The 25,296-nt window shown below is 39.4% G+C and carries 27 protein-coding genes; 13 read left to right on the forward strand and 14 right to left on the reverse strand.

Features of this window, described 5'->3' with window-relative positions; all coding sequences use genetic code 11:
- Window positions 1-132: 132 nt before the first annotated feature.
- The 14 genes from V7K76_RS04980 to V7K76_RS05045 form a co-directional block, all read right to left on the reverse strand.
- The gene (locus tag V7K76_RS04980; RefSeq protein ID WP_334777829.1) at window positions 133-447 is read right to left on the reverse strand and encodes a Nif11-like leader peptide family natural product precursor; all 315 of its coding nucleotides are present in this window, start codon (window positions 445-447) and stop codon (window positions 133-135) included.
- 157 nt (window positions 448-604) lie between these two features.
- The gene (locus V7K76_RS04985; protein ID WP_334777828.1) at window positions 605-3,931 is read right to left on the reverse strand and encodes a type 2 lanthipeptide synthetase LanM family protein; all 3,327 of its coding nucleotides are present in this window, start codon (window positions 3,929-3,931) and stop codon (window positions 605-607) included.
- Between the two features lie 268 nt (window positions 3,932-4,199).
- Window positions 4,200-5,333 (reverse strand): quinone oxidoreductase family protein, encoded by a 1,134-nt coding sequence (locus V7K76_RS04990; protein ID WP_334777826.1) that lies wholly within the window; start codon window positions 5,331-5,333, stop codon window positions 4,200-4,202.
- A 171-nt stretch (window positions 5,334-5,504) separates the two neighbouring features.
- Window positions 5,505-5,879 carry an NHLP leader peptide family RiPP precursor gene (locus tag V7K76_RS04995; RefSeq protein ID WP_334777825.1) on the reverse strand — a complete coding sequence of 125 codons (375 nt, stop codon included), beginning with the start codon at window positions 5,877-5,879 and terminating at the stop codon, window positions 5,505-5,507.
- A 45-nt stretch (window positions 5,880-5,924) separates the two neighbouring features.
- Window positions 5,925-6,248 carry an NHLP leader peptide family RiPP precursor gene (locus V7K76_RS05000; RefSeq protein ID WP_334777824.1) on the reverse strand — a complete coding sequence of 108 codons (324 nt, stop codon included), beginning with the start codon at window positions 6,246-6,248 and terminating at the stop codon, window positions 5,925-5,927.
- A gap of 32 nt (window positions 6,249-6,280) precedes the next feature.
- Entirely contained in the window at window positions 6,281-6,607 is a 327-nt protein-coding gene (locus tag V7K76_RS05005) for an NHLP leader peptide family RiPP precursor (protein WP_334777823.1), read from the reverse strand.
- 41 nt (window positions 6,608-6,648) lie between these two features.
- The gene (locus tag V7K76_RS05010; RefSeq protein ID WP_334777831.1) at window positions 6,649-6,975 is read right to left on the reverse strand and encodes an NHLP leader peptide family RiPP precursor; all 327 of its coding nucleotides are present in this window, start codon (window positions 6,973-6,975) and stop codon (window positions 6,649-6,651) included.
- Window positions 6,976-7,129: 154 nt separating this feature from the next.
- Entirely contained in the window at window positions 7,130-7,513 is a 384-nt protein-coding gene (locus V7K76_RS05015) for an NHLP leader peptide family RiPP precursor (RefSeq protein WP_334777822.1), read from the reverse strand.
- Between the two features lie 152 nt (window positions 7,514-7,665).
- Window positions 7,666-8,010 carry an NHLP leader peptide family RiPP precursor gene (locus tag V7K76_RS05020; protein WP_334777821.1) on the reverse strand — a complete coding sequence of 115 codons (345 nt, stop codon included), beginning with the start codon at window positions 8,008-8,010 and terminating at the stop codon, window positions 7,666-7,668.
- A 65-nt stretch (window positions 8,011-8,075) separates the two neighbouring features.
- The gene (locus V7K76_RS05025; RefSeq protein WP_334777820.1) at window positions 8,076-8,429 is read right to left on the reverse strand and encodes an NHLP leader peptide family RiPP precursor; all 354 of its coding nucleotides are present in this window, start codon (window positions 8,427-8,429) and stop codon (window positions 8,076-8,078) included.
- A 25-nt stretch (window positions 8,430-8,454) separates the two neighbouring features.
- Window positions 8,455-8,634: a hypothetical protein gene (locus tag V7K76_RS05030; protein ID WP_334777819.1), complete on the reverse strand. Its 180-nt coding sequence runs from the start codon at window positions 8,632-8,634 to the stop codon at window positions 8,455-8,457.
- Window positions 8,613-8,933, reverse strand: coding sequence for an NHLP leader peptide family RiPP precursor (locus tag V7K76_RS05035; RefSeq protein ID WP_334777818.1), 321 nt, complete (start codon window positions 8,931-8,933; stop codon window positions 8,613-8,615). The genes V7K76_RS05030 and V7K76_RS05035 overlap by 22 nt, the downstream gene beginning before the upstream one ends.
- Window positions 8,934-8,962: 29 nt before the next feature.
- Window positions 8,963-9,316, reverse strand: coding sequence for an NHLP leader peptide family RiPP precursor (locus tag V7K76_RS05040; RefSeq protein ID WP_334777817.1), 354 nt, complete (start codon window positions 9,314-9,316; stop codon window positions 8,963-8,965).
- A 10-nt stretch (window positions 9,317-9,326) separates the two neighbouring features.
- Window positions 9,327-9,680, reverse strand: coding sequence for an NHLP leader peptide family RiPP precursor (locus V7K76_RS05045; RefSeq protein WP_334777816.1), 354 nt, complete (start codon window positions 9,678-9,680; stop codon window positions 9,327-9,329).
- Between the two features lie 475 nt (window positions 9,681-10,155).
- On the opposite strand from V7K76_RS05045, the gene V7K76_RS05050 reads away from it, so the two are divergent.
- From V7K76_RS05050 to V7K76_RS05110, 13 genes are all read left to right on the forward strand, one after another.
- Entirely contained in the window at window positions 10,156-11,607 is a 1,452-nt protein-coding gene (locus V7K76_RS05050; RefSeq protein WP_334777815.1) for a PDC sensor domain-containing protein, read from the forward strand.
- An 18-nt stretch (window positions 11,608-11,625) separates the two neighbouring features.
- The gene (locus V7K76_RS05055) at window positions 11,626-14,223 is read left to right on the forward strand and encodes a hypothetical protein (protein WP_334777814.1); all 2,598 of its coding nucleotides are present in this window, start codon (window positions 11,626-11,628) and stop codon (window positions 14,221-14,223) included.
- Window positions 14,224-14,439: 216 nt separating this feature from the next.
- Window positions 14,440-15,231, forward strand: coding sequence for a MinD/ParA family ATP-binding protein (locus V7K76_RS05060; RefSeq protein ID WP_334777813.1), 792 nt, complete (start codon window positions 14,440-14,442; stop codon window positions 15,229-15,231).
- A 2-nt stretch (window positions 15,232-15,233) separates the two neighbouring features.
- Window positions 15,234-16,406: a DUF7005 family protein gene (locus tag V7K76_RS05065; protein WP_334777812.1), complete on the forward strand. Its 1,173-nt coding sequence runs from the start codon at window positions 15,234-15,236 to the stop codon at window positions 16,404-16,406.
- Window positions 16,407-16,626: 220 nt separating this feature from the next.
- Window positions 16,627-17,718, forward strand: coding sequence for a cyclic nucleotide-binding domain-containing protein (locus V7K76_RS05070; RefSeq protein ID WP_334777811.1), 1,092 nt, complete (start codon window positions 16,627-16,629; stop codon window positions 17,716-17,718).
- A 55-nt stretch (window positions 17,719-17,773) separates the two neighbouring features.
- Entirely contained in the window at window positions 17,774-18,238 is a 465-nt protein-coding gene (locus tag V7K76_RS05075) for a hypothetical protein (protein ID WP_334777810.1), read from the forward strand.
- 214 nt (window positions 18,239-18,452) lie between these two features.
- Window positions 18,453-19,919 (forward strand): MBL fold metallo-hydrolase, encoded by a 1,467-nt coding sequence (locus V7K76_RS05080; protein WP_334777809.1) that lies wholly within the window; start codon window positions 18,453-18,455, stop codon window positions 19,917-19,919.
- Between the two features lie 76 nt (window positions 19,920-19,995).
- Window positions 19,996-21,528: an MBL fold metallo-hydrolase gene (locus V7K76_RS05085; RefSeq protein WP_334777808.1), complete on the forward strand. Its 1,533-nt coding sequence runs from the start codon at window positions 19,996-19,998 to the stop codon at window positions 21,526-21,528.
- 124 nt (window positions 21,529-21,652) lie between these two features.
- On the forward strand, window positions 21,653-22,276 hold the full coding sequence (locus V7K76_RS05090; protein WP_334777807.1) for a 2OG-Fe(II) oxygenase: 624 nt from the start codon (window positions 21,653-21,655) through the stop codon (window positions 22,274-22,276).
- 323 nt (window positions 22,277-22,599) lie between these two features.
- Window positions 22,600-22,869 (forward strand): Nif11-like leader peptide family natural product precursor, encoded by a 270-nt coding sequence (locus tag V7K76_RS05095; protein ID WP_334777806.1) that lies wholly within the window; start codon window positions 22,600-22,602, stop codon window positions 22,867-22,869.
- A 305-nt stretch (window positions 22,870-23,174) separates the two neighbouring features.
- A complete protein-coding gene (locus V7K76_RS05100) occupies window positions 23,175-23,444 on the forward strand; it encodes a Nif11-like leader peptide family natural product precursor (protein ID WP_334777805.1) in 270 nt (89 codons plus the stop codon).
- Window positions 23,445-23,675: 231 nt separating this feature from the next.
- Entirely contained in the window at window positions 23,676-23,969 is a 294-nt protein-coding gene (locus V7K76_RS05105; protein ID WP_334777804.1) for a Nif11-like leader peptide family natural product precursor, read from the forward strand.
- Window positions 23,970-24,261: 292 nt separating this feature from the next.
- Window positions 24,262-25,149, forward strand: coding sequence for a GNAT family N-acetyltransferase (locus V7K76_RS05110; RefSeq protein ID WP_334777803.1), 888 nt, complete (start codon window positions 24,262-24,264; stop codon window positions 25,147-25,149).
- The last annotated feature ends 147 nt before the right edge of the window (window positions 25,150-25,296 follow it).

Raw genomic sequence — 25,296 nt, forward strand, 5'->3', positions numbered from 1 at the left:
AGCCGCGATTTCCAATCGCCCGGTGTTTCTTCCAAAAGTGGATGCTCCCGCTATGATGTATCTTACTAGAGTGGTAAACGCTATAAGTCTTTAAACAAATACGATATCACCCCCCTCCAACACCCTGATAGTTTAGGTTAAATACACATCAAAACTATCAAAAATAGAACAGATTGAATCAGTGTATCTAACATTAGGATAAATAAGTTTCTGCAATCTACCGCCAACAATTTTTTCTTCCTCAGTCTTGGTTAACTCGTCATTGGTTGCGGCGGACTCCAAAAGCTCTGTTTTGGCAACTTTTAATTCATCTGGAGTGTAATCAAAACCAGCCGCTTGCAGAATTTCACAACGTTGATGTTTAGTAGCAGCCTCCTCCAATTCTGCTCTGAATTCTTCATCTACTAGGAGCTTAGTATAAAGCGCTTTTGCACTCTCAATCGACATCTTTAAATATTCCTATTTTCTATATTAAATTAAATAGTTTCACCCATTAATAGATCGGAATCTTACTCCCCTTCCCTAAAAGGGAAGGGGATGGGGGGCGGGTATTGGTGTGTATTGGAGTGAACTGCAAACCGCTATAGATTACGTGAAAATTGCATTATTGCCAGAGTAGCACCGAAGGTAATCTGTGAGGATAGAGAAGTCTTAAAAGTCCATAGCCAATGCCGACACTTCCTTGACTAAAACCGGGATGATAAACTTCAGCAGGTAAATTAGGAAGCAGTTGGAAAGAACCAGCGATCGCAGCTCTGTGCAAAACTAGAGATGTCTGCAATCGAGCAGTTTCTAGCAATTCGGGACGGGAAAGTTGTTCAGCAGCTACTAGCAGTGCTTCCAGATGAGCAAAATTACCACAGCAGAGGTTGTCTAATGCTGTTAAACTGGGCTGCTGTATTTTTGGCAAGGTGATTTCTAATTCTTGACGTATTTCCTCTGTATTGAGGATATTTAAGCTTCCCAAACGAGCCAGAATAATCCCAGGTAAACCATGACACCAGCTAGCTAGAGGTTGACTATTATCTAGAAAATTGTCTGTTGCAGCTAAGGAACTTTGCTCGTAAGCGATCGCTTCTTTGGCTGTTGACAGAAAAGCTGAGTCTTTAGTTGTTGCATATAACTGTAGCAAGGCGTAGGCAATACCAGCTATCCCCTGAGAAAATCCTGTTAAATCTTCTCCGGCGGCGTTTTTCCAGATTTTACAACCCGTATATGTGGTAACACGCTGATCTAAGAGATAATTACCCCAGTCGATCGCTTGCTCTAAAGTGTCAGATGCTTGCGTAACTTTATACAAAGCTAATAAGCTAAGAATCGTTCCAGCCGCACCCATAAGAATACCTGGTTCTTCGTCAGCAGCAATTGCGTCTACTTTCAGCCAAGAGGCTATTTGTTGAGCATCATCAATGAGTTTTGGTTCAGATAAAAATCCGGCAATGCGAACGAAGGTATAAACGACAGAGGCTAATCCTGTAGCACCCCCCATACCCAAATGTTTAAGCAAAGCCTGTTGAAGTTCCGGATCTCGCTCCTGAATACCTTTGCGTAAAGACTGTAAAGTTGCTAATGCTAAATCGCCAAATTCTGCTTTATTTGTAACTGATGCTAATGCTGCTAAAAATAAAGCTGCGCCGCCAGAACCATTATAAAGGTTATAGCCCATTAGTCGCAGTTGAAAACGTTGCCCCTGAAAATCGTATGTCATACCGAGCCAAGCAACGCTATCGTTACTTCCGTAAATAGCTCGTTGCTTGATTTCTTGGGCGATTTCTATTACCTGATTTAAAATCGCTTTTTCACTTACTGGAGCAATTTCTTCCAGGTTGGGAGTGGTATTTGGTAAACTTGATAAATCTAATTTGTCAAAAGTTAAACTTGAGTAAAATGAACTGCGAATAATACTAATCTGCTCCGCTAAATTGGCATCATCAAATTGTTGCAAACGAACAATAACATCATCATAACTACAACTATCAACAAACTTCTCAATAGTTGTGTTTGAATTGATCACAATTGCATTATTATCTGAATAAGCACTGATATAAGGAATATCCAGTTGTTCTAGAGCTTGCTTTTCTGCTGCTAGCATTTCCCAAGAAGGATGTTTATCCTTTGAGGAAATAAAACCTAGAGCCAGAACATCTAACTCAATACTGCGGTCTGCTCCATCTCGCAGACATTTAGGATGCAAGGAATTTTGTAAAATGGAGGCATAAAGCTGAGTGTTGCGAAGCACAAGACGGACTTTTTGACCAGCAAATGCTTTTATGGGACTATCAGGTGCTAAGAGCGCTGCTTGATGTTGCACAAAAAATTGGTACATTTGTTGAAAGCCAGCAATCAATTCTTCTATATGCTTGCTTAAGGATGTATCCAAATTTTCTCCAAAGGGTTGATTGTTGTTTTCTGATAGTAATTGGCGCTCTTCATTACCCATCGCCATACTATCTGTGTTGACATTCACCCACTTTAAAACTGGCGCAGACACCTGCTGTTCGTTTAAACCTCCAAACCCACAATAATCTAAAGCAGCTAGCTCACCCAACTGCTTATAGTCGGCGATATGCACTCCTGGTAATAGAGCAGTAACTATTACAGACTCCGCAAGTTTTTGATTTGCTATTGATATCGCTTCAGGGTGATCTTCTTTCATCCACATGCTGTGATGAAAAAGTGTTTCTAAATCTACTAAAACTGGTTGTTCTCCACAAGCAATTAAGTTTTCGCAATGGCAGTCTGTTCCCTTCAAGGCGTAGACTATAGCTAATATCATTCCCGCACGCTGATAATAGCGTTTAACTGCCTCTTGGTCTTCACAGGGTAATGCATCGACAAATTCCATCCAACCGTGGGTAGAACTGTTGATAATTTTAAGAGTTTTGAGAGGTAAGGAAATATTTTGTTGGTTTATCCAAGAGATAAATTCAAAATAAGCCTGTTCTAAACCGAGGTCTTTAGGCTTGTATACTAGCTTTAAGTTTGAGGCAAACTTAATAATGATCACAGTTCGTCCGCAATTGTGAGGGTCAGAAAGGGATAACTTAATATCAACTACTTGCCCTAGTTCTCCATTTCCCTGAAATATTTGCTGAATTTCATCCCAGTCGGAAGCTAATCTCATAAGAAATTCTGCACTAGCTTCAATCCACAAATCTGTGGCGATCGCAGCCAATCGAGCCAATACGCTGTATTCTTGAAAAAATGCCCGCAAACCGTCACTAAGTAAGCCTTGGACAAACTTTACATACTGCTTTCTGGAAGAATTACCTTGTAATTGTCCAATTAAACGGACTAATTGAGAGCTTTTGAAAGCACGAGCAATTGAGAATTCTAAGTCTAAAGATTGTGCAAACAAATCTGTCAACTGCTTTAATAAACTTTGACCTAGTTGGATGCAAGCATTTTCTGATAAAACTTGGTAGCTAGAACCTACTCGTTCTATCAATTGCTCTACTGCTACCTCAATAAAAGGTAACAATACTTCTTCAAACGGCAATGGTTTCTCAGAATTTAAATATTTTTGTGATTCCTCAGAAAAAACTCTATCACTAGCATAAGCAGCGACTTCCATCGCTTTTTTTAAAGTATCAGTCCAACTGGGTAGAGCTTGTTTATCTGCTAAATAAACACTACCTAATGCCAAGCGAACCGCATCGATATCTAGATTATCCAAACTCAACCGCTTGGCAAATTTTTCTTGATTACCCTTAGCAGCTACTTGACACCATTTCTCTAATCGAGCATCAATTAAATGCTGCTCTGTTTCTAATTTCTTGGGAATAAAATCTTTACTCAGGCGCTCGGAAAATGTGCTAGCTCTCTCGACAATGGAAATAAGATTTTCGAAAGAAATTTTTGTAGATAAATTCCCTTCTACAACAGAATTATATCTAGATAAATTTGACGATTCCAGTATTTCATTTAGCATGAGTTATTACAATAAGTAAAGATTTAAACCCGGACTTTTTCCCGCTACCCTAATGTTTGTAGTAAGGACTTTAGTCCTTGAATTTGTAGTCAGGACTTTAGTCCTTGAATTTTAAATGACTAAAGTCCTAAGACGAACGCGAGTAAGGGCACGGGAGTGCCGTGCCCCTACACAGCGTGATATGATTTTGTACACAAATGTTGAATGTGTTGCGCTATATGCAAATTAGATGTTTTTAGCTTACTAGTTTTTGCTATTACCTTTAATCTCAGTCATACTTGTAAACAACTTTGCCAAATCTATCTTTTGCATTATAGGTTCGCTCAAAAAAAGCTCCTATTTGATTGCCAGTAAAAACAGAGTCAATTATGACTTTTAAATCTCCTGAAACATAGTCTTGAATTGCATTTTGTAAATCTTCTGTAAGACCGATGCAATTGCCGATTATCTCTAAATTATTAGTCATCACGTATGATATTACGCGATTTAAATTTGAAGAAGAAGGAGTAAATGGTTGATTAATCAATTCACAATATTGGTCATATATTCCACAGGTTATATACTTACCTCCGATAGCCATTAGCTGAACAACCTGTTCTAGATAGAGATCGAAAAAGGGATCAAATACGCAATTGAATCCACCTGTTTTTGCAGTGATTTTTTGAATTGATTGATTTTCCAGTAGACTGTTAGCTTTGGAGTCAACTAAAATAACCTCTTTCACTCCCAGGGCTTTGAGTTCATCCTCAAAAAGTTTTGAAGTAGTCGTGGCATAAATATTCACATCATACTTTTTCAAGGCATTAATCACAAACAAGGAAGTATTAGATTTAGCCGCAGTTACTAAAATATTAGCACCCTTAGTTGGGTTAAGCTTACGGACAATGCTATAGCTAGTTTGCGCTCCAATACTAAAAGCAGCAGCAACTTCATCTGGTATTTGTCGAGGTATTTTCATTAATTTGACCTGATGAAATACCTGATATTCTTTTGATTCGCTGTTGCTAGGAATACCTGCAATTACTCCAGGAACGCCTGATTCTGGATAGGCATTATTAGCAATTACTCTATCGCCAATTTTTAGTCCTATAACTTCTGAACCAATATCAACAACTTCGCCAACAAAGTCTGAACCAACAACAAAAAATGAATCTTCTGGGGACTTGATAGTAGCTTCAAAAATGATCGCCTTGTCGCGGTAATTACAGGAAAAAGCTGTTTTTTTGACTAAAACTTTGAATTGGTTTTGTAGAGAATTTTTATCAAATTGAATATCTTTAGTTTCAACTAATCCACAGAAAATAGGAACGTCATTCATATCTATAGAGTCAATGCCATTAAATCCATAGATGGGATTTTTAAGTTGGTTGATTTTATTAGCATAAATTGCCACGTTTTTCATCGTTTTTCTGAGTGAAATATTTTGTGTAGATATTGTGAAAGGTAAAAAATATGCTTTGTCTAGATCCCCGACAACTTTTACGAAGTCGGGGATCTAAATTTTCACGTTGGCATAGCCTGCCCGCAGGGCTTATGATTTAGGACTGCTATCAATGCTTGCTATGCGTGAGCATTAAGCTAGATAATAACCAAGAGATACAGCCAATGCACCTGAGGGGGTACCACCAAGTTTACCCTGATTGTTAGCCACCCATTTTGAAAGTTTAGCAATAGCATTAGCACCACCAGCGATCGCTTCTAATTCCTCTTCAGATAACTCTTGAGCAATAGCCACTGGACTCATTGGTAGCACAAAATGCAAAGAAGTGGGATTTTCTTCGAGGACTTGCACTTTGACATCAGCAGGAAATTCCACGCCAAATTCCCGTGCGATGACAGCTTTAGGATTGGTTAACAATTCTTGCTTGTAAGCTTCATCTTTCCAAGCTTTAGCAATAATGCGGGCTTCGATATCTTGACGAGTTTGTGCTTGTTCTTGTTGGCTCATTTTAGTTTATCCTTTGTGAATTTTGTAATGATTAATCAGCTTGTCTCAGATTGTCTTGCTTGGTGGTTTAGCGGTTTTTGGAAAGTTAGCAGAAAGAAGGTAACCCCCAGCGATGGCTTCTAATTCCTCTTCAGATAAATCTTGGGCGATCGCTAATGGACTCATCCTCAGTACAAAATATAGAGAAGTAGGATTCTCTTCGAGGACTTGCACTTTGACATCAGCAGGAAATTCGACGCCAAATTCCCGTTCGATGACAGCTTTAGGATTGGTTAACAATTCTTGCTTGTAAGCTTCATCTTTCCAAGCTTTAGCAATGATCCGCGCTTGGATATCTTGGCGAGTTTGCGGTTGTTCTTGTTGACTCATTATTTATTCTTTGTGAATTTCTTAATGAGCAATCAAAGTCTGTTGACAGCAACTGTGATCCGTGCTATACTGATAACAGGGAGTCTTATGTAACCCCCTGCGATCGCTTCTAATTGCTCTTCAGATAAATCTTGAGCGATCGCTAATGGACTCATCCTCAGTACAAAATATAGAGAAGTAGGATTCTCTTCGAGGACTTGCACTTTGACGTCAGCAGGAAATTCGACGCCAAATTCCCGTTCGATGACAGCTTTAGGATTGGTTAACAATTCTTGCTTGTAAGCTTCATCTTTCCAAGCTTTAGCAATGATCCGGGCTTGGATGTCTTGGCGAGTTTGCGGTTGTGCTTGTTGACTCATTTTTATTCTTTGTGAGTTTCTTAATGAGCAATCAACTTCTGTTAGAGTGTGATTGGCCTAAACTGGGTAATGGTTTTTGGAGGCTTACCACCAAGGTTGTAACCCCCAGCAATCGCTTCTAATTCCTCTTCAGATAAATCTTGGGCGATCGCTAATGGACTCATCCTCAGTACAAAATATAGAGAAGTAGGATTCTCTTCGAGGACTTGCACTTTGACATCAGCAGGAAATTCGACGCCAAATTCCCGTTCGATGACAGCTTTAGGATTGGTTAACAATTCTTGCTTGTAAGCTTCATCTTTCCAAGCTTTAGCGATGATCTGGGCTTGGATGTCTTGGCGAGTTTGCGCTTGTTCTTGTTGACTCATTTTTGTGAATTTTGTAAGATTATGACCCTCTTGTGCCGTTGCTTTATGAAGATGCGCCAAATTATCAGCCTCAATCGGCAGGCTTTCCATTTATAGCCGCACCCTTCTAAGGTGTCAGATTAAGCGCACCCTCACATAGGAATGGTATTAGCCTTTAATCGTTGCTGCCTCTAATCCCTGTTATAATTCCTGCTACTGATGCTGCTCCTATAGCAACTGAACCCCATTTTTTGACATTATTTGCTACCTTTACAAGTGCTGATAAAGCATAGCCACCAGCGATCGCTTCTAATTGCTCTTCAGATAACTCTTGGGCGATAGCCACTGGACTCATTGGTAGGACAAAATGTAAAGAAGTAGGATTTTCTTCAAGGATTTGGACATTTACATCACTAGGAAATTCCACTCCAAATTCCCGCCCAATGACAGATCTTGGATTGCTTAGTAACTCTTGCTTGTAAGCTTCATCTTTCCAAGCTTTAGCGATAATGCGGGCTTCGATATCTTGGCGAGTTTGCGCTTGTTCTTGTTGACTCATTTTTGTGAATTTTGTAAGATTATGAACCTCTTATGCCGTTGCTTTATGAAGATGCGCCAAATTATCAGCCTCAATCGGCAGGCTTTCCATTTATAGCCGCACCCTTCTAAGGTGTCAGATTAAGCGCACCCTCACATAGGATAGGAATGGTATTAGCCTTTAAAGAGTTTGACAACGGCTCCTACTGATACTGTTCCGATAGTAAGCTTAATTCTTGGAGTCCAGTCTGCGCCACCAGCGATCGCTTCTAATTCCTCTTCAGATAAATCTTGGGCGACAGACACTGGACTAACTGGTAGGACAAAATGTAAAGAAGTAGGATTCTCTTCAAGGATTTGGACATTTACATCACTAGGAAATTCCACTCCAAATTCCCGCCCAATGACAGATCTTGGATTGCTTAGTAACTCTTGCTTATAAGCTTCATCTTTCCAAGCTTTGGCGATAATGCGGGCTTCGATATCTTGGCGAGTTTGCGCTTGTTCTTGTTGACTCATTTTACTTTTTGTCAATTTTACAAATTGGATTTTTTGATGAGATTTACGACTAGACTTGAAGTCTATTAGTTTGGCTTTTTCAAGTTATCGAGTATAGTTATTCCTACAGCAGTAGTGATTGCGCCTTTAACTATCTCTAATCTCCAATCTTTACCGCCTGCGATCGCTTCCAATTGCTCTTCAGATAAATCTTGGGCGATGGACACTGGACTAACTGGTAGTACAAAATGCAAGGAAGTAGGATTTTCTTCGAGGATTTGTACATTGACATCAGCAGGAAATTCCACTCCAAATTCCCGCTCAATCACAGCTTTTGGATTGGTTAATAATTCTTGCTTATAAGCTTCATCTTTCCAAGCTTTGGCAATAATGCGGGCTTCGATATCTTGGCGAGTTTGTGCTTGTTCTTGTTGGCTCATTTTACTTTCTTATTTGTGATTTTTGTCATGAGTAATAAGCTTGGCTTATAACCGTTGTACGATAGATTTCACTGGCTGCGATCGCTTCTAATTCCTCTTCAGATAAATCTTGAGCGATCGCTAATGGAGTCATCGGTATCAGAAAACGCAAAGAAGTGGGATTCTCTTCGAGAACTTCTACTTTTACATCAGCAGGAACTTCCACCCTAAACTACCGCCCACAATGAATGTTGAATACCCACCCACGACTGAATTGAGTTCCTCTTCTGATAGCTCTTGTCCTTCTATTTGCGGGCACAATGGTAGGACAAAATATAGAGAATTAGAGTTTTCTTCGCGGACAGACACATTCAAGTCATCAGCAAACTTAACGCCAAATTTCTGCCGGGTAACAGTTTTAGGATTGGTTAGTAACTCTTGCTTGTAAGCTTCATCTTTCCAAGCTTTGGCGACGATGCGGGCTTCGATATCTTGGCGAGTTTGTGCTTGTTCTTGGCTGCTCATTTTTCAGCTTTATTTTTACTAATTTCGACTTACTTCTTCAGTAAGCCTTTCACTGATTTGATAATTTTGCCTGTAGAAGGTGTCAGTGCTGCCGCAGTCAAAATCAACGCCTGCAAAGTTCCGCCAGCCACAGACTCAAGTTCCTCTTCAGATAGCTCTCGTCCTTCTATTTGCGGACGCAATGGGAGGACAAAATATAGGGTAGTGGAATTTTCTTCACGGACAGATACATTCAAGTCAGCAGGAAATTCTACCCCAAATTCCTGCTCAATGATCGCTTTAGGATTAGTTAAAAGCTCTTGTTTGAAAGCTTCACTTTTCCAGGCTTTGGCGATGATGCGAGCTTCGATATCTTGACGAGTTTGTGCTTGTTGTTCGCTCATTAATTTTGACCTAATTTTTAAGTATTTTTTTGACTGATTTGACGATATCCCCTGTAAAGGGGGACGCTACTAAAGAAATCGTAACTAACCCACCTATAGAGCCTCCAGCAACAGACTCAAGTTCTTCTTCAGATAGCTCTCGTCCTTCTATTTGTGGGTGCAATGGAAGGACAAAATATAGGGTAGTGGAATTTTCTTCACGGACAGATACATTCAATTCAGCAGGAAATTCTACCTCAAATTCCTGCTCAATTATCGCTTTAGGATTGGTTAAAAGCTCTTGTTTGAAAGCTTCACTTTTCCAGGCTTTGGCGATAATTCGTACTTCTATTTCTTTACGAGTTTGTGCTTCTTGTTCGCTCATATTAACCTTGAAAAAAGATTTTTCGCTTTTGCAGATGGTCAATTATTTGAAAAACAAACTTTCTTTCCCACTTCTATAGTCAATCATGGATTTCGGTAAATCTCAATTAACAATTTTTAGTTAAAACTCACCTTTTTTCTGCAACAACTCAAAGGAAGAATCTGAGAATTATGATAGTTTGTAGTTGTGCTTTAGCGCTAAGGCACAACCAAGAGCGAATTCTAGAAATTTTACCGAACAGAATTCAGGAGTCAGGAGTCAGAATTCAGCAATGTTTTCTGTGCGACTGGCGGATAGCGCAGCGTTAGCGAGGGATGAAAATAAAGGTTTCGGCTATTGTTTGCGTAAGTACTGAGAATCTAAAAAAAAGTTACTCTAAAATCAAAAAAGTGTATTTTGTTGACAACAGCGATCCTAAAAGTGTTAATTTACAGAAAAGTTTTAATTTAATACTTAAATAAAGCACGTATGCAAGATGCAGTCTAAATTTTCCAACTTAAATCGCTTAGTTAAATTTTTTAATCCTTTTGCTTGGTCGATTACTGTAAAGCTTTCGGTAGCATTCCTGTTAGTGGCAATTTTACCGATGAGCTTTGTTGGCTATTACAATCTCCAAATGAGTACAAAAAGTATTGAAAATAGCGAATACTACAAGTTGCAACTGATTGCCACAAGTAAAGCCAATCGCCTTGATCAGTTGATTATCGATAATCAAAACACGATTAAAAATATAGCTACGGACTCTAGGGTGGGAAATTTTCTTAAGGCTGTACCTCTGAATCGAGAAATTTTCCATTCGGAAGCGCAAAAAGTCTTGCAGAGAGTTGCTATCACTCACCCCAATTATGATTTTGTTTACCTTATAGATAAAAACGGTATATGTATAGCTTCTACAGAACTTTCTTTAATTGGACGAAACTACGCTTTTCGAGAGTATTTTCAACGAGCGATCGCTGGGGATGCTTTTATTTCTAGTATCTTAATTGGTGTCACCACTAAACGAGAGGGTGTATTCTTTACCTATCCCGTATATTCTGATAATGGCGAAATTTTGGGAGTAGCAGCGATAAAAATTACGGCGGCAGATATTTGGGGTGTGGTCAATTCCGTGAATGAATCCAATATTACTTCTTTTCTTGTTGATGAACAAGGAATTATCATCAGTCACTCCAATCGAGAGTATCTCTACAACAGCCTGACTCCTTTACCACAAAACAGCCAAAAAAAGATTGCCGCCGAGAAACGTTATGGTCGTAATCTAATTAAAAGCTTGAATATTCCAGAGTTGAAAGTGATGCTCAATTCTGAAACATCAGGGCATACCAGTTATTACTCACCGATAGAAAAGAACTACCAGATAGTTGGTTATGCTCCCCTACAAACCCAATCCTGGGTTGTGGGGGTTAGTAAACCCAGAGTGATATTCATGGCTCCGATAAATCTTCTGGTTGAGCAAAATATCACCTTTGTTTTGGGAGCAGGAGCGATCGCAGCAATTGTAGCACTCACATTATCTCGAACAATTAGTAAACCTATTAATACTTTAATAGCCGCATCTCGGAATTTAGAAAAAGGAGATTTTATTCAGCATGAATCAAATTTGTACAAAAATTTGCTCAAGAATTCTCGCACTCAAGATGATATGGGTCAATTGGTACGGGTATTTATGAAGATGGCAGAAGAAGTGAGAGTGCGAGAGCAAAAAATGAAACTTCAGATGCAGGAACTACGCATTGAAATTGATGAAAATAAAAAAGCCAATCAGGTAGCGGAAATTACCGGAACACAATACTTTCAAGAACTCCAGTACAGGGCGCAAAAACTAAGAAACAGAGCTGAAGTTAGGGATAAAACTCCAACAGATTACTTCCAGAATTTACAGAAAAAAGTGCAAGCTCAAAAAGCTCGGTTACAACTAGGTCGATAAAATTGGATAGTTGCAGATATGTCATTTGATGAACTGATTTCGCGTCAAGATTTACTAGCGGGACTCCCTGCTAAACGTACCAATACTTTACTCTTTCTCATCGAGAGACAAACAGCACGACTAGCAGCCCAATCACGAGTTGAGTTTTCTCTTACCGACTCAGCCGAGCGCGATCGCCAGGTGGCCTTTCTGGAAGCTTTTGCTCTGGGAAAATCGCCCGCACTCCGCCCGACAATTCAACACTTAGAACGTTTTGCACCCCAATGGTCAGTACTTGTACCGGATAATCCCACACTGAAAGCGGCTTTACTCAACGCTTTCTGTCAGAAATACAACTTCACTAAGCAATTAGTTCCCAATATTCGAGCGGCTTTAGACTGCGATCAGCTAGCGATCGAGCAAGCTTATCAGCGTCTCTACCAAAAACCCATCGCAGTCGCTTTCGCCTCCCAAGTCTCCCCCAAAGAGAGATTGTCCTGGATAGCGGCGGCGAGTATCCAAAAGGTAGAATCCCTACCACCTTTCTGGATCGCTTCTTTAGTCACAATTGCCTTGGGACTTCCCCAAGCCTTCCTAGCTCTACCCATTGCTGTGGCTGAGTTAGGCCCTCTACCAAGTGTGGCATTTCTGATTGTTTTGGGAACAATTAACATCTTGACAATGGTTTGTATGGCAGAGTCCATCGCTCGGAGTGGAGACTTTCTTTCTGGCAAAACCTTTATTAAACAATTAGCGACAAACTACTTGGGTAAGGCTGGTTCTCTAATTCTTTCCGTTGCTGTGGGAATTCGCGTTTTTTTAATCGCCCTCGCCTGTTACATCGGCTTATCAGCGACAATGGCCAGTTTTACTTCTCTACCGGCTTCCCTGTGGGCAAGTTTACTTTTTTTCTTGGGACTATACATCCTGTCGCGCAAGTCCCTCAACTTGACCATTGGGGTGACAATCTTGTTAGCAGGATTAAATGTCAGCTTGCTCTTATTTTTAACAGTACTTTCTTTTGGACATTGGCAACTAGTCAATGTGTTGTATGTTAATTGGGCTTTTTTCGATGGGAGTGCTTTCAATCTCCAGATATTTCATCAAGTTTTTGGCGTTACCCTGATGCTTTACTTTGGCCACGTATATGTAGGCGAATGTGCAAAGGTAGTATTACCCAAAGATCCTAGTGCGACTTCCTTAATTTGGGGAAGCATCGCCGGTACAGCTTTTTTAACTTTCCTGTTTTGCCTTTGGGTGCTAGCAGTTAACGGCGCGATCGCACCGCAAATATTAGCAGCCCAGACAGGAACTGTTTTGGAGCCACTAGCGCAGCAAAACGGCCCGATAGTGAAAGTTGTGGGGGCAATACTTATCACTTTTCTGTTGGGAATGGCATGGTTTCGGAGTTCTAGTCTTTTAGTCAACTTGGCGCGAGAATGGATTCCTAACCAACCGCAATCGATTTTGACATTACCGCGTCAACAGGGTAGACTAATTTTGCGAACCCGCGATCGTTATAATCTCTGCTCAATTGGTCTAACTTATCTAGAACTTGCAGACGGACAGCCTACCTTTGATCTCAATATTCAATTGAAAGGTAATATCCATCGAGTAGAGATTAAAGTTGCTAAAAGTTGGGATATTAAAGAGTTAATCCCGAAACTTTCAGACCTAAATCTAGATGATGTTGACCTGAAAATAGAAATACAATCAGTGAGTGAAGAGTATGTCTGCTTGAAAGTCATCTCTGCAATGGCCATCGCCTACGAGGGGGCTTTAGAGAGAACGCGCGATGAAGATAAAACTGCTCATAAACAGAAATCCCAAAAAGCGATCGCCCAACACACTTGGGCATATTTATTAGAACAACGTCAATTCTTACTCTCTATTACTCCCCTATTCCTAGTATTTCTATTAACCGAAGGACTGTTCTTTTCTGGACAGCAATCCTTTACCAGCGTTCTCGGCTTCGCTGGAGTACTGGGTAACTCTCTTGTTGGTGGGATTTTTCCAGTTCTCCTACTGGCTTCCAGCCGACAAAAGGGTGAAATCTTACCAGGTATCGTTTTTAAACTGCTCAACTCTCCCTGGTTACTTGCCAGCATCTATAGTTTCTCCTTATTTACCCTTTTACTCCACGGCTTATTCATCTGGCAAAACCCCCTAGCCCGCATTGCTGCCTTGGGCATTACCGTCCTATCCTTAGCAGCTACCTTAGTCATGTGGCGAACTGGAGCCTTCATGTCCCGCACAGTAATAGAGTTACAAGAAAACAAGCAACAAGGAGGACAAACCTTCTTCAAAATAACCGCCGGTGGACAACCGAAAACAGCACAAGTAAGACTGGGATATGCAGACGGTGAGGAAAACTATCAAGCGGCTTCTGTAGAAATTCCCTCTCTCTCGTCTCTGCGTTATGCCATTTTCCAATTGCCAAGCAAACAATCAGAAGAACTCAGGGTGTGGGCGCACAGCAATCATCCTAACGGTGACTCTGAAAGTTTGCCCGCACTCTTAGAAGTAAATCGAGAAAATCGCAAGATGCAATTCGATTTAAAACTGTTCGGTGGCAAGGTTTTATTGCCTCTGATTAACGGTAAATACTGTTTAAAGCTTGAGTTCCCAGCAGCCTGATTTGGGAAATGAGGGAGTGAGGGACAAGAATTAATAACCAATGCCCCATGCCCCAATACGGTTCAGTTAAGGCTAGTACTATGAGTCAAAGTCATTTTTTTAACGAACCGCAGAGGCGCAGAGGACACGGAGAGAGAAGAAGGAGGAGGAAAAAATTGCTTAACTGAACTGTATTGCCCAATGCCCCATGCCCAATCCCCAATATCGGAGTATTTTATGAGTCAAATTATTTCTGTTCATTCATTCCGTGGCGGTACTGGTAAATCCAATATGACAGCCAACCTAGCCACAACTCTAGCATTGCAAGGAAAAAGAATAGCTATCATTGATACTGACATTCAATCACCAGGAATTCACGTTATTTTTGGTCTGAATGAGCAGAAGATGAATAATTGTTTGAATGATTATTTGTGGGGTAAGTGTGCAATTGAAGATACTGCCTACGATGTGACTCATCTTTTAAAGGGAGAAGGAGGCAGTGGTAAACTTTTCCTGATTCCTTCTAGTATTAATCCTGGTCAAATTACCCGAATCCTGCGCGAGGGATATGACGTAGCCAGATTAAATGATGGTTTCTATGAAATCATTGATACTCTAGATTTGGATTTTTTGTTAATTGATACCCATCCCGGTCTGAATGAAGAAACTTTACTCTCTATTGCTATTTCTGATATTCTGGTTGTAATTTTACGTCCAGATCAACAAGACTTTCAAGGAACTGCTGTAACACTAGAAGTTGCTCGCAAGTTAGAAGTACCTAAAATGATGCTGGTAGTTAATAAAGTATTATCTTCATTCGATTTTAATGCTTTGCAACAAGAGGTAGAGTCTACCTACAAAACCCCGGTTGCGGGTATTGTACCCTTATCAGAAGATATCATTCGCCTTGCCAGCAGCAATATTTTCTGTTTGCTCTATCCCAACCATCCCTTTAGTCAAATAGTGCATAATATTACTGCACAAATTATTAGGGAGCAAGCCAAGGTAGCGGTTAGAGGAGCTGTTTAATAATGGAACGGCAAAAATTTCGGACTGCCATACTTGCCTCTTATGGTGCTACCGGATCGGAAATCACAGAATTGCTAATTTACAATCAAAATGTTTTTAAACATGACAATTGGCAACCATCTCTAAAATTTCCCCTCGAACCAGAATCGCATATTGCGACTTGGGAAGAGTATGCTGTTACCGCTAGAAAAATAGGTGTTTTTGAAACCCTGAAGCAGGTATTAGTTCAGTTGTCGTTTCCCATCCAAGAAGGAATTAGCCAAACTGAAGTCTACCGTGCTGCTACTTTGAAGGGAGTTAATCTTGAGGGCATTTTCGAAGCAAGTGGTTTAGTGCTTGAGCATCCAGAAAAGCTGGATTTAAAAATTTATCAAAGTTTAGCGGGGGCGATTCCGGTTATACTTCCTGGTAATCGAGAGGATTTTGTTTCTTTGGTGCGATCGCTAACCAAACGTAATGAACCCCAACCCATTCCAGCTTCTATGGGGGCTTGCATGGTTGCTGGTTACAATAACTGGGATCGAATTCGCCGCGATCGCCAACGATGGGAAAAAGAAAATCCGGCCAATTGCTCCGAAACCGACTGGAAAGGGGAGTTTCGGCGGCTGATTCCTCAAAAAAGTCGCTATCAAGACCGATTTATTATTCTCAGTGATGGCTTTTATAGCAACGTTTTGCCTGATGATATTGGACTTTCAGAATCAGAATGGCGGCGTTTATCGCTGACGATTCGCTTAGAACACGAATGCACTCACTACTTTACCCACCGCCTATTTAAGTCCATGCAAAACAATCTTCTCGACGAACTAATCGCCGACTACCGAGGAATTGTTGCTGCGACTGGACGCTATCGAGCCGATTGGTTCTTGCGTTTTATGGGTTTAGAATCATTAGCTAATTACCGAGAAGATGGTAGATTGCAAAACTACCGGGGTGAGCCACCGCTTTCAGATGGAGCCTTTAAGATTTTACAGGCTTTAGTAACTGATGCAGCTTTAAATTTAGAGCGTTTTGATGCTGAGTATATTGATGAGTTAAGCATTGGTAACGAGCGGATTTTGTTAGCGATCGCCTTGACTTATTTAACCCTAGAAGAATTAGCTTCCCAAGAAATTACCACCAAGCTTATGACAATTTTAGAGCAACTACAGACAGATATATCTTTAGTCAATTAATTTTGGATTTTGAATTTTGGATTTACCTCTTAATCAATGGAGAAGATGTAAAGCATCGGAGATATTGTGTTTTAATCTCAGCTTGAGGCTGCCTCTACTACGTATCTCAACACAAATATTTTTGACTCAGACTCATAATTAAAAATCCAAAATCCAAAATGTAAAATTGCTCATTCATCTGAAAACTGTTCATTTTTAAAAAATAACTGTAGGTAAAGCAATGAGAGAAGTTTTACTCCAAGAATTGAGCAATAGCGATATAGATTGGATGCTCACCACCAGTCATCAGCGCGAAATACCAGATGGAACTGTCCTTGTGCAAGCCGGAAAAACTGCTGATACTTTCCATATTCTTCTAGAAGGAACTTTAATAGCTACTGTTTCTCAAAATCGTCATAATCCTTTGGCTCATGCTTTCGCCACTATCGAGGGAGACGGAACGGCTGGTTTAGAAGTTGTGAGATTCTCCAGTGGGGAAGTGATCGGAGAAGATTCGTTAGTTGGTGTTCGTTCAACTACTAACATTCAAGCTCTAGAAAAATCCTTAGTGATGTCTATACCTCTGGTGCAACTAGAAGGTAAATTGAAGCAAGATGCAGAATTTGCGGCTCGTTTTTATCGGGCGATCGCAATTTTATATTCAGACAGATTGCAAAATCTAATTTCGCGCCTTGGCCGTAGCAAACTCGTGCAAATTCAGCCGATTAGAGATGTACTTTTTATTTTTGGTCAGTTGCATGATAGCGACCTCGATTGGTTTACTGCTAATGGTAAACTTAAGAGAATTGCTCCTGAAGAAATCCTGCTGCGTCAGGGAGGTCCGGTAGATGCGTTATATGTCCTTCTACAAGGACAAATGGCTGTTTCCATTTCTAGCAACCAAGATAATCCTTTGACTCGCATCTTTACAACCTTGGAAGGAAATAAAGCCTCAGAACAAGAAATTGCCAAGTTATATAAAGGTGAAATCATCGGAGAAGCTACTTTTATTGATGGACGCTTACCCTATGCAAATATTAAAGCCGTAGAAGATTCTTTAGTATTAGCGATCGCTCGGTCGCAATTGCTAGCTAAATTACAGCAAGATGTTGGTTTTGCTACACGCTTCTATCGTGCGATCGCCACTCTGCTTTCAGATAGATTCCAAGGACTTCTGAACCGTATGGGCTATAGAAGATACACTTATAGTCCCGGACAGACATTAAGCGAAAAAGTTAAATATGAGGATGAACTAGATTCTGATGTTTTAGAGCAGATGTCATTAGCTGCGGTCAGATTTGATTGGATGTTAGAAAATTTGAAAGCAATTTAGAAAGGATCAATATTTCTGTTCACATTATTTCCGCGAACTTTGATGAGGTAAAGTTATGACTTTTTTCACAAATGCGGGTTACAAAATTTTGAAAGCCTGTGTTAATCAAAGTGAAGGGATGCATCCACGGGTATTTTGCCGACGCTGGTTTGGCTTAGAAGATATTCAAGAAGATGGCAGGCTTCGTTTTACAGAAACACAGATTTTAGCCATGGAATCAGAACATGGTTATCGAGAGAAATGCGTCAATTTAATTGCCAAGATATTAAAAATTAAACCGAATACGGTTCAACGATGGGGAAAAGGAGTTGAATTTAGTAACATACCTTCAGATAAGCGGCATCAATATGAAACCTATCTTCGTTACGTCGATATGCTGAGAGTGTTAAGTGCAAATTTGGCTAAACACGATGAAACTTTAGTAATAAAGCTGTTGAATAGCTCAACCAAATCAGCACAAAAAAATAATCTAGAGTCTTTCGATTTCAAAGTATCAGAAAAATCAGAAATACTCGTTTAAACAACAAAAAAACACTATTCTCATAACAATACAGCAGGATAACTAAGTTCGTAGTAAGGACTAAAGTCTTTGTTTTCTAAGCACTAAATAAAGTCCTTACTCCTCTCCTTACAGAGACAGGCTGCCCTAAATCACTACATACAAACCCTGATGACTAGCTTCACAAAGTAGTTATAGCAACACTTCAATCTCTACTGCAAAACAGAAGTTATTTATGCAAATTCACTTAATTGGTCATGCTTCTCTTTTTGTTGAAACCCAAGATTGCAAGATTCTTATGGACCCACTTTTATGGAATCCTGGAATCAGCGAAGGAATGCAAGATATTTGCCCCAAACGTCAAGTCCTTCACGACCAAATTCCTGAATTCGATATCTTGGTTATTTCTCACTGGCACATAGATCACTTCAATATTCGCTCTTTAGCTAATCTACCCAAGCATGTAGATGTGCTGATTCCCAAAGACAAATTTATGGAAACTTGCCTACGCAAATTAGGCTACCGTCATATCTACCCCCTCAAAGATTTTAATGAGGTACGAATTGGCTCGACTCGTCTAGTTGCGACTCGTTCGGAGAATCGCGTTCCTGAATATGGGATGATTTTTGCCGATCCTGACGGGGTGTTTTGGAATCAAGTCGATTCAGTTGTTACTCCTCAGACAATTAGTGAAGTTAAATCTCGCTATCCTCAAATTGACTTTTTATTAGCTCCTTGGGAACCGTTATTACAAACGCAATATCAAAATAATCAACGTGTTGTTTTCCCCTATGATACTTATAGTCATCTGATCAAACTTATCGGTTTAGTCGCACCAAAAGCTATGGCTCCGGGTGCCAATGGTTTTAAACAGATTAATGGTTCATCTTGGCTAAATCAGATCGTTTTTCCAGTGACACGAGAGCAATTCTGTCATGATGTGCGGCAGGCATATCCCACCATTAAAGATCAGCTATTTACCCTCGATCCAGGGGATGTTATTGCCTTGAACAATGGTGAAGTCAGCTATTCACCACAAGAGTCACCTTTTGTCAAAAAGCTAGGCAACGATCAAGATAGCAGCTTGTATTTCTCGCCCGTTAATACCGACAGCAAACTCATTGATGACAATCCAGAGGGATATGATATTGAAGATATGAAAAGCGTGATTGAGCAAGAAGTATGCGTTCACCTTCCCAAATTCTTCAATGACAAGAAAGATTCTTTATTTATGGAGTATTGCTACTGGCAAGCCATCTATCAGCTAGAAGTTATCTTCCCGAATTATTCTGAGGCTTGGTATTTCGATTTCAGTGAATATCCAATCCAATGCCGACGGGGGAAAAATCCTTTAGCCAACGTCTTTACTTTAGTTGCTGCTTCCAGTTTTTATGGGCTATTGAAAGGTATTAAGGGGTGGGATTACCTGAATTTAGGTGGTTACTACCGTTGTTTTAATAAAGTTTATCGAGCTACTCCCCACGGCATTATCAGTCCATTGGACGCTTCTAAGGAAGGAGTTCCAGATCCCTTGAACATCAAATTTCCCTACAAGCCAGTCTATGAGCAGGTTCGCCTTTATGAAATTGAAAAATGGGGTCAAGCCAATGACGATCAAACCGTCCACCCAAATAGTCAAAATCCGATGGTTATCATTGGCAATACTCTGATTAAACCCCAGCAGCAAGTTCAGTGCATTTAAAATGCAAGGGTTTTCTGAGCGATCGCATTCCTAACAAGTAATATCTCCTACCTTAGATAAAAACAAGAGGTGACTAATGCAAATTCACTTACTCGGCCATGCTTCTATTTTTGTTGAAACCCAAGATTGTAAGATTCTGATGGACCCAATACTCTGGGATTCTCATTGCGAAGGAATAGAAGATATTTGCCCTAAACGTCAAATCCTTCACGATCAAATTCCTGAATTTGATATCCTAGTTATCTCTCATCAACACACAGATCATTTTGATATTCGCTCTTTAGCTAATCTACCCAAGCATATAGATGTCCTAATTCCTAAAGACAAACTCATGGAAACTTGCTTGCAAAAATTAGGCTACCGCCACATCTACACCCTGAAAGATTTTAATGAGGTACGAATTGGTTCAACTCGTTTAGTTACTACTCGTTCAGAGAATCGCGTTCCTGAATATGGTATGATTTTTGCCGACTCTGATGGGGTGTTCTGGAATCAAGTTGATTCGGCTGTTACTACTCAGACAATTAGTGAAGTTAAGTCTCGCTATCCTCAAATTGACTTTCTTTTAGCTGGCTGGCAACCTATGCTAGAAACTCAATATCAAGAAAATGAAAATACCTGTTTCCCCTACTCTGCTTACAGTGAACTGCTCAAACTTATTGGTTTAGTCGCACCAAAAGCCATTGCTCCTGGCGCTAATGGATTTAAATTCATCAATGGATCTTCTTGGCTAAACAAAATTGTTTTTCCTGTGACGCGAGAGCAATTCTGTAATGATGTGCAACAGGCATATCCCACCATTGTAAATAAGATATTTAGCTTTGATCCAGGGGATGTTATCACCTTGAATAATGGTGAAGTCAGTTATTCATCACAAAAGTCAACTTTCGTCAAAAAGCTAGCGGATGATCGTGATAGCTTGTACTTCTCACCCGTCAATATTGATAGCAAACTCATTGACGACAATCCAGAGGGATATGACATTGAAGAGATGAGAAGCGTAATTGAGGAAGAAGTATGCGTTCACCTGACTCAATTTTTCAATGATAAGAAAGATTCTTTATTTATGGAGTATCGCTACTGGCAAGTCATCTATCAGCTAGAAGTGGTCTTTCCCGAAGACTCTGAGGCTTGGTATTTTAATTTCGGCAAATATCCAATCCAATGTCAACGAGGGAAGAATCCTTTAGCCAACGTCTTTAACTCCATTGCTGCTTCCAGTTTTTATGGGCTATTGAAAGGCATTAAGGGTTGGGATTGGGCAAGTATGGGTGGCTACTACCGTTGTTTTCAGAAAGTCTATCAAGCTACTTCTTATGGCATTATTAAGCCACTCGACAGTTCCAAGGAGAGAGTTCCAGACCCTCTGCGCCTAAAATTTCCCTACAACCAAATCTATGAGCAGATTCGCTTTTATGAAATTGAAAAATGGGGTCAAGTTAATGACGATCAAAGCATCGATCAAAATGATGATCAAAATCCGATGGTTATCATTGGCAATACTCTAATTAAATCACAGAAGCAAGAGATAGATAGAAATAAAGATCAAGACAAGAATATTGAACACATAAAAGAGCAACAGAATTTACTCCTAGAAGTTGCTAATTGAGGAAAGCAAAGCAAAAGCATATAGACCACTAAAAATCGACTAAAATTCCTCAATAAATAATGTATGCTTTTGCTGTCTTGTCTCTACAAAAAACTTGCTAATTCATTACTGAAATTTTAGAGAAATGCAAATAACTCAGAATCCATATTACTCTCTTAGAGCGAAAACTTTCAATCCTAGCTACCTTAGTTTGCTGAAAATGGAAATACTCTCTTCTCCCTACTTAGCCGCGAGTCAATTAAGCAATGATTTTGCAGGAACTAAAGGGTTTTCAATTGTTTTTCAAAGCTCAGGAATTAATCAAGTAAAACAACATTTTCCTTACTTAGAATCTTATTTGGATACTGTTTTATTACCTAGATGTAATGCTTTTTACCTCAACCCTCTAATTATAGAAGGAGGAGGTCGTATAAAGCCGCATATAGATTCTAGTATTTCTGGATATTGTAAACCTAATACAATCCCAAAATTCGTTAGCGTTTTCTATGTTCGAGTACCATCTGATATGAAAGGAGGAGAATTAGTTATCCTCAAAGAAGGAGATCAAGTAGGTGAAATTCAACCTCAAGCAAATACCCTGCTATATTTCCAGGGACACATGAAACATTCAGTTAATAAAGTAGAAACTTCCGAGGCTCGGATTAGTCTGGTTTGCGAACAATATATTTTAAACGAAATTCATCTTCAGAAAATACCAAATATGAAGATAGAATCTGGAATCTATAGGGCGGTTTCAGCCTTGGAGTAAAAGCAGACTATGGTAGTTTATCTTACAGTCTTGATATCTCAAATAGGCTAAAAAATAAAGCTGTGTAGGTTGTAGGTTGTGCTAAAGAACGAAACCTAGTTCTATTTTAAGAGAAATTAACCGATAACTATGCTGAATCAAGAAAAGAGATGTTTAAGTTAACGTCTCTTTTTTTTCTATCAACATCCAGCAAATAAACTTCTATAAGTCAAAAACTAATACTGTAAATCTTACATAAAAAGCTTTAGTTAACTCATTAAAATCCTTATTATATAAACATAGATTCTTCAAAGAACGACATTGAGAATTTTCGGAGTAAAATCATGTCAAAAGAAGCAGTGATTGAACTAATTGAAGCCGCTGAAAGCAACCCAACTTTGCTCAAGCAACTCCATAGCGCTCAAGGGCCAGAAACAGTGTTGGCAATTGCCGCAGAAAGAGGTTTTCAATTTAGCGAAGCAGAACTACTAGCTGTGATGCAAGAGAAGCAACTTTCTTTTGCTTCTGAAGCTTTGTCAGATGAACAATTAGAAGCTGTAGTTGGCGGTAAGGGGGATAAGAAGAACTCATACACTTACAGTACGTGGAATTAAACTGCCATTATTATTAGCTTTAGCAGTAGTGGGAAGAATCACTCAATAAAGGTAAGTAACAATATTTTCTAAGTAATAGTCCCATGACTACTCTAAATCTAGAATAGAGATGTTCGCTCGAACATCTCTATTTTTTTTTACAGCAACAGTTACTCAAAAGTATTAATAATCAAAAAATAGCACTGTAAATGATACACAAAAGCATAGAAATAACTAGACGAAGCTCCTACCATATAAATAACAGTTTCTAGAGAAAGAAACTATCTATCAATTCCCAGAACAATCCAAGAAATAGGAGTAAAATCATGTCAAAAGAAGCAGTCATCAAACTAATTGAAGCCGCAGAAAGCAACCCAACCTTGCTCAAGCAACTCCATAGCGCTCAAGGGCCAGAAACAGTGTTGGCAATTGCCGCAGAAAGAGGTTTTCAATTTAGCGAAGCAGAACTACTAGCTGTGATGCAAGAGAAGCAACTTTCTTTTGCTTCTGAGGCTTTGTCAGATGAACAGTTAGAAGCTGTAGTTGGTGGCAAGGGCAAGAAGCAGAACTCATATACTTACAACACATATAACTAAACTGCCATAGTTATTAGCTCTGGTGGTAATCTAGATTAGAGATGTTCGATTGAACATCTCTATTTTTATTTAAAAGATATAGCTATTTGAAAGTTACAAATAATTATCATGTAAATCATACATTAAAAGCTAGAAATATCCAGATAATAATACTATTGTAGAAACAACAACTACCTGAAAAATTAACTACCCAATAGTTTCAGGTTAAATCCAATATCTAGGAGTAAAATCATGTCAAAAGAAGCAGTGATTGAACTAATTGAAGCCGCTGAAAGTAACCCAACTTTGCTAAAGGAACTCCATAGCGCTCAAGGTCCAGAAACAGTGTTGACAATTGCGGCAGAAAGAGGCTTTGAGTTTAGTGAATCAGAACTACTATCTGTGATGCAAGAGAAGCAACTTTCTTTTGCCTCAGAGGACTTATCAGATGAACAGTTGGAGGCTATAGCTGGTGGTAAGGGAAATGTCACAGCAAACACCTATACTGAAACTACTTACAACGGTAAAATTAAAGGCAAGAAGTAAAATCTGTGTTCTAAAGTAGAGTTTCAAAGGAGCGGCAGCTTTTGCAAATTTAAGCACGCATTTTTGCTGCTCCATGAACTAAACCTCGTCCAAGTTGAGAACTAGAGTTTTTCAAATAAAACTCGATTAAGAAAAAACTATGGATTTCAAAGTACCGTGAAAAGTTAGCCACAACACCACTTTTTTAAGGAATATTTCGGTAATATAGTAGCCCTAAATCATTTGTAAAAATAAATTATTAACCGCAGAGGCGCAGAGAACAGAGAGAGAGGATTCGGAATATAAAAATAGTATGTATACTTTAACTCGTATTAATAATTTTGGCTATGCGTTTCTTTATGGCTCACTAACTTATCCTCTTTATCGTTCTCGATTACAAACTCTAACTATAGAGGGAAATACAATAGCCATTGGTGCATCTGTTTCGGACAAGCCTGTTGGTTTAGTTTTGGCTGAAATATTAGGAGATGGTTCGGCAAAGTTACTTTCTATTTTTGTGGAACAAAACTATCGATGCTTGGGAATTGGCGCAGCTTTACTGAATACTTTAGAAGAGGAGTTAACTTTAAGAGATTGTACGAATCTTGAAATAGTTTATACACTTGCTAAATCGACCACTTTAGCATTAGAACGTCTACTTCAAAAGTGTAATTGGCCATCTGCAAAACCTCGGATGCTAATTTGTAAGACAACGACAGATGATATGATTAATGCACCTTGGATGAAGTTGTCCAGACTTCCTGCTGCTTATGAAATTTTCCCTTGGATGGAAATTACTCCCCAAGAGCGCGTCGCCTTGAAAAAGCAACAAGAAGAAAAGCACTGGATGGCATCAGATGCAATTCCTTTTGATTACGAACAAGATTTAGAACCTATTAACAGTATAGGATTGCGGTACAAAGGAGAGGTTGTTGGCTGGCTTATTACCCATCGCACTGCTCCCGATACTATCCGCTATACCTGTAGTTATGTGCGACCAGATATTCAAAGAATGGGTCGAATTATTCCTTTGTATATTAGGGCAACTCAACTTCAGATGGAAGCTGGAATTAGTAGAGGAACTTGGACTGTTTCTCTTATGCATACCTCTATGATCGCTTTTGTGAAAAAGCATATGGGGCCATATTTGATATCTCTCGAACAATCTATGGGATCGTCTAAATCACTAACCTGTTTATAAATTAAAAAAGTAAAAATAATTCTTCCAATTCAGTAGCAGACTGCTACTGTTTTTTTATGGCTTTATTATTCTGACTATCATCAGCAGTATAAATTATAGCGGTTCCCATTCAGATGCGGTACAACATTACATCACGAGGTGTAGGGG

The organism is Nostoc sp. (genome assembly GCF_036917975.1).
Lineage (GTDB): Bacteria > Cyanobacteriota > Cyanobacteriia > Cyanobacteriales > Nostocaceae > Nostoc.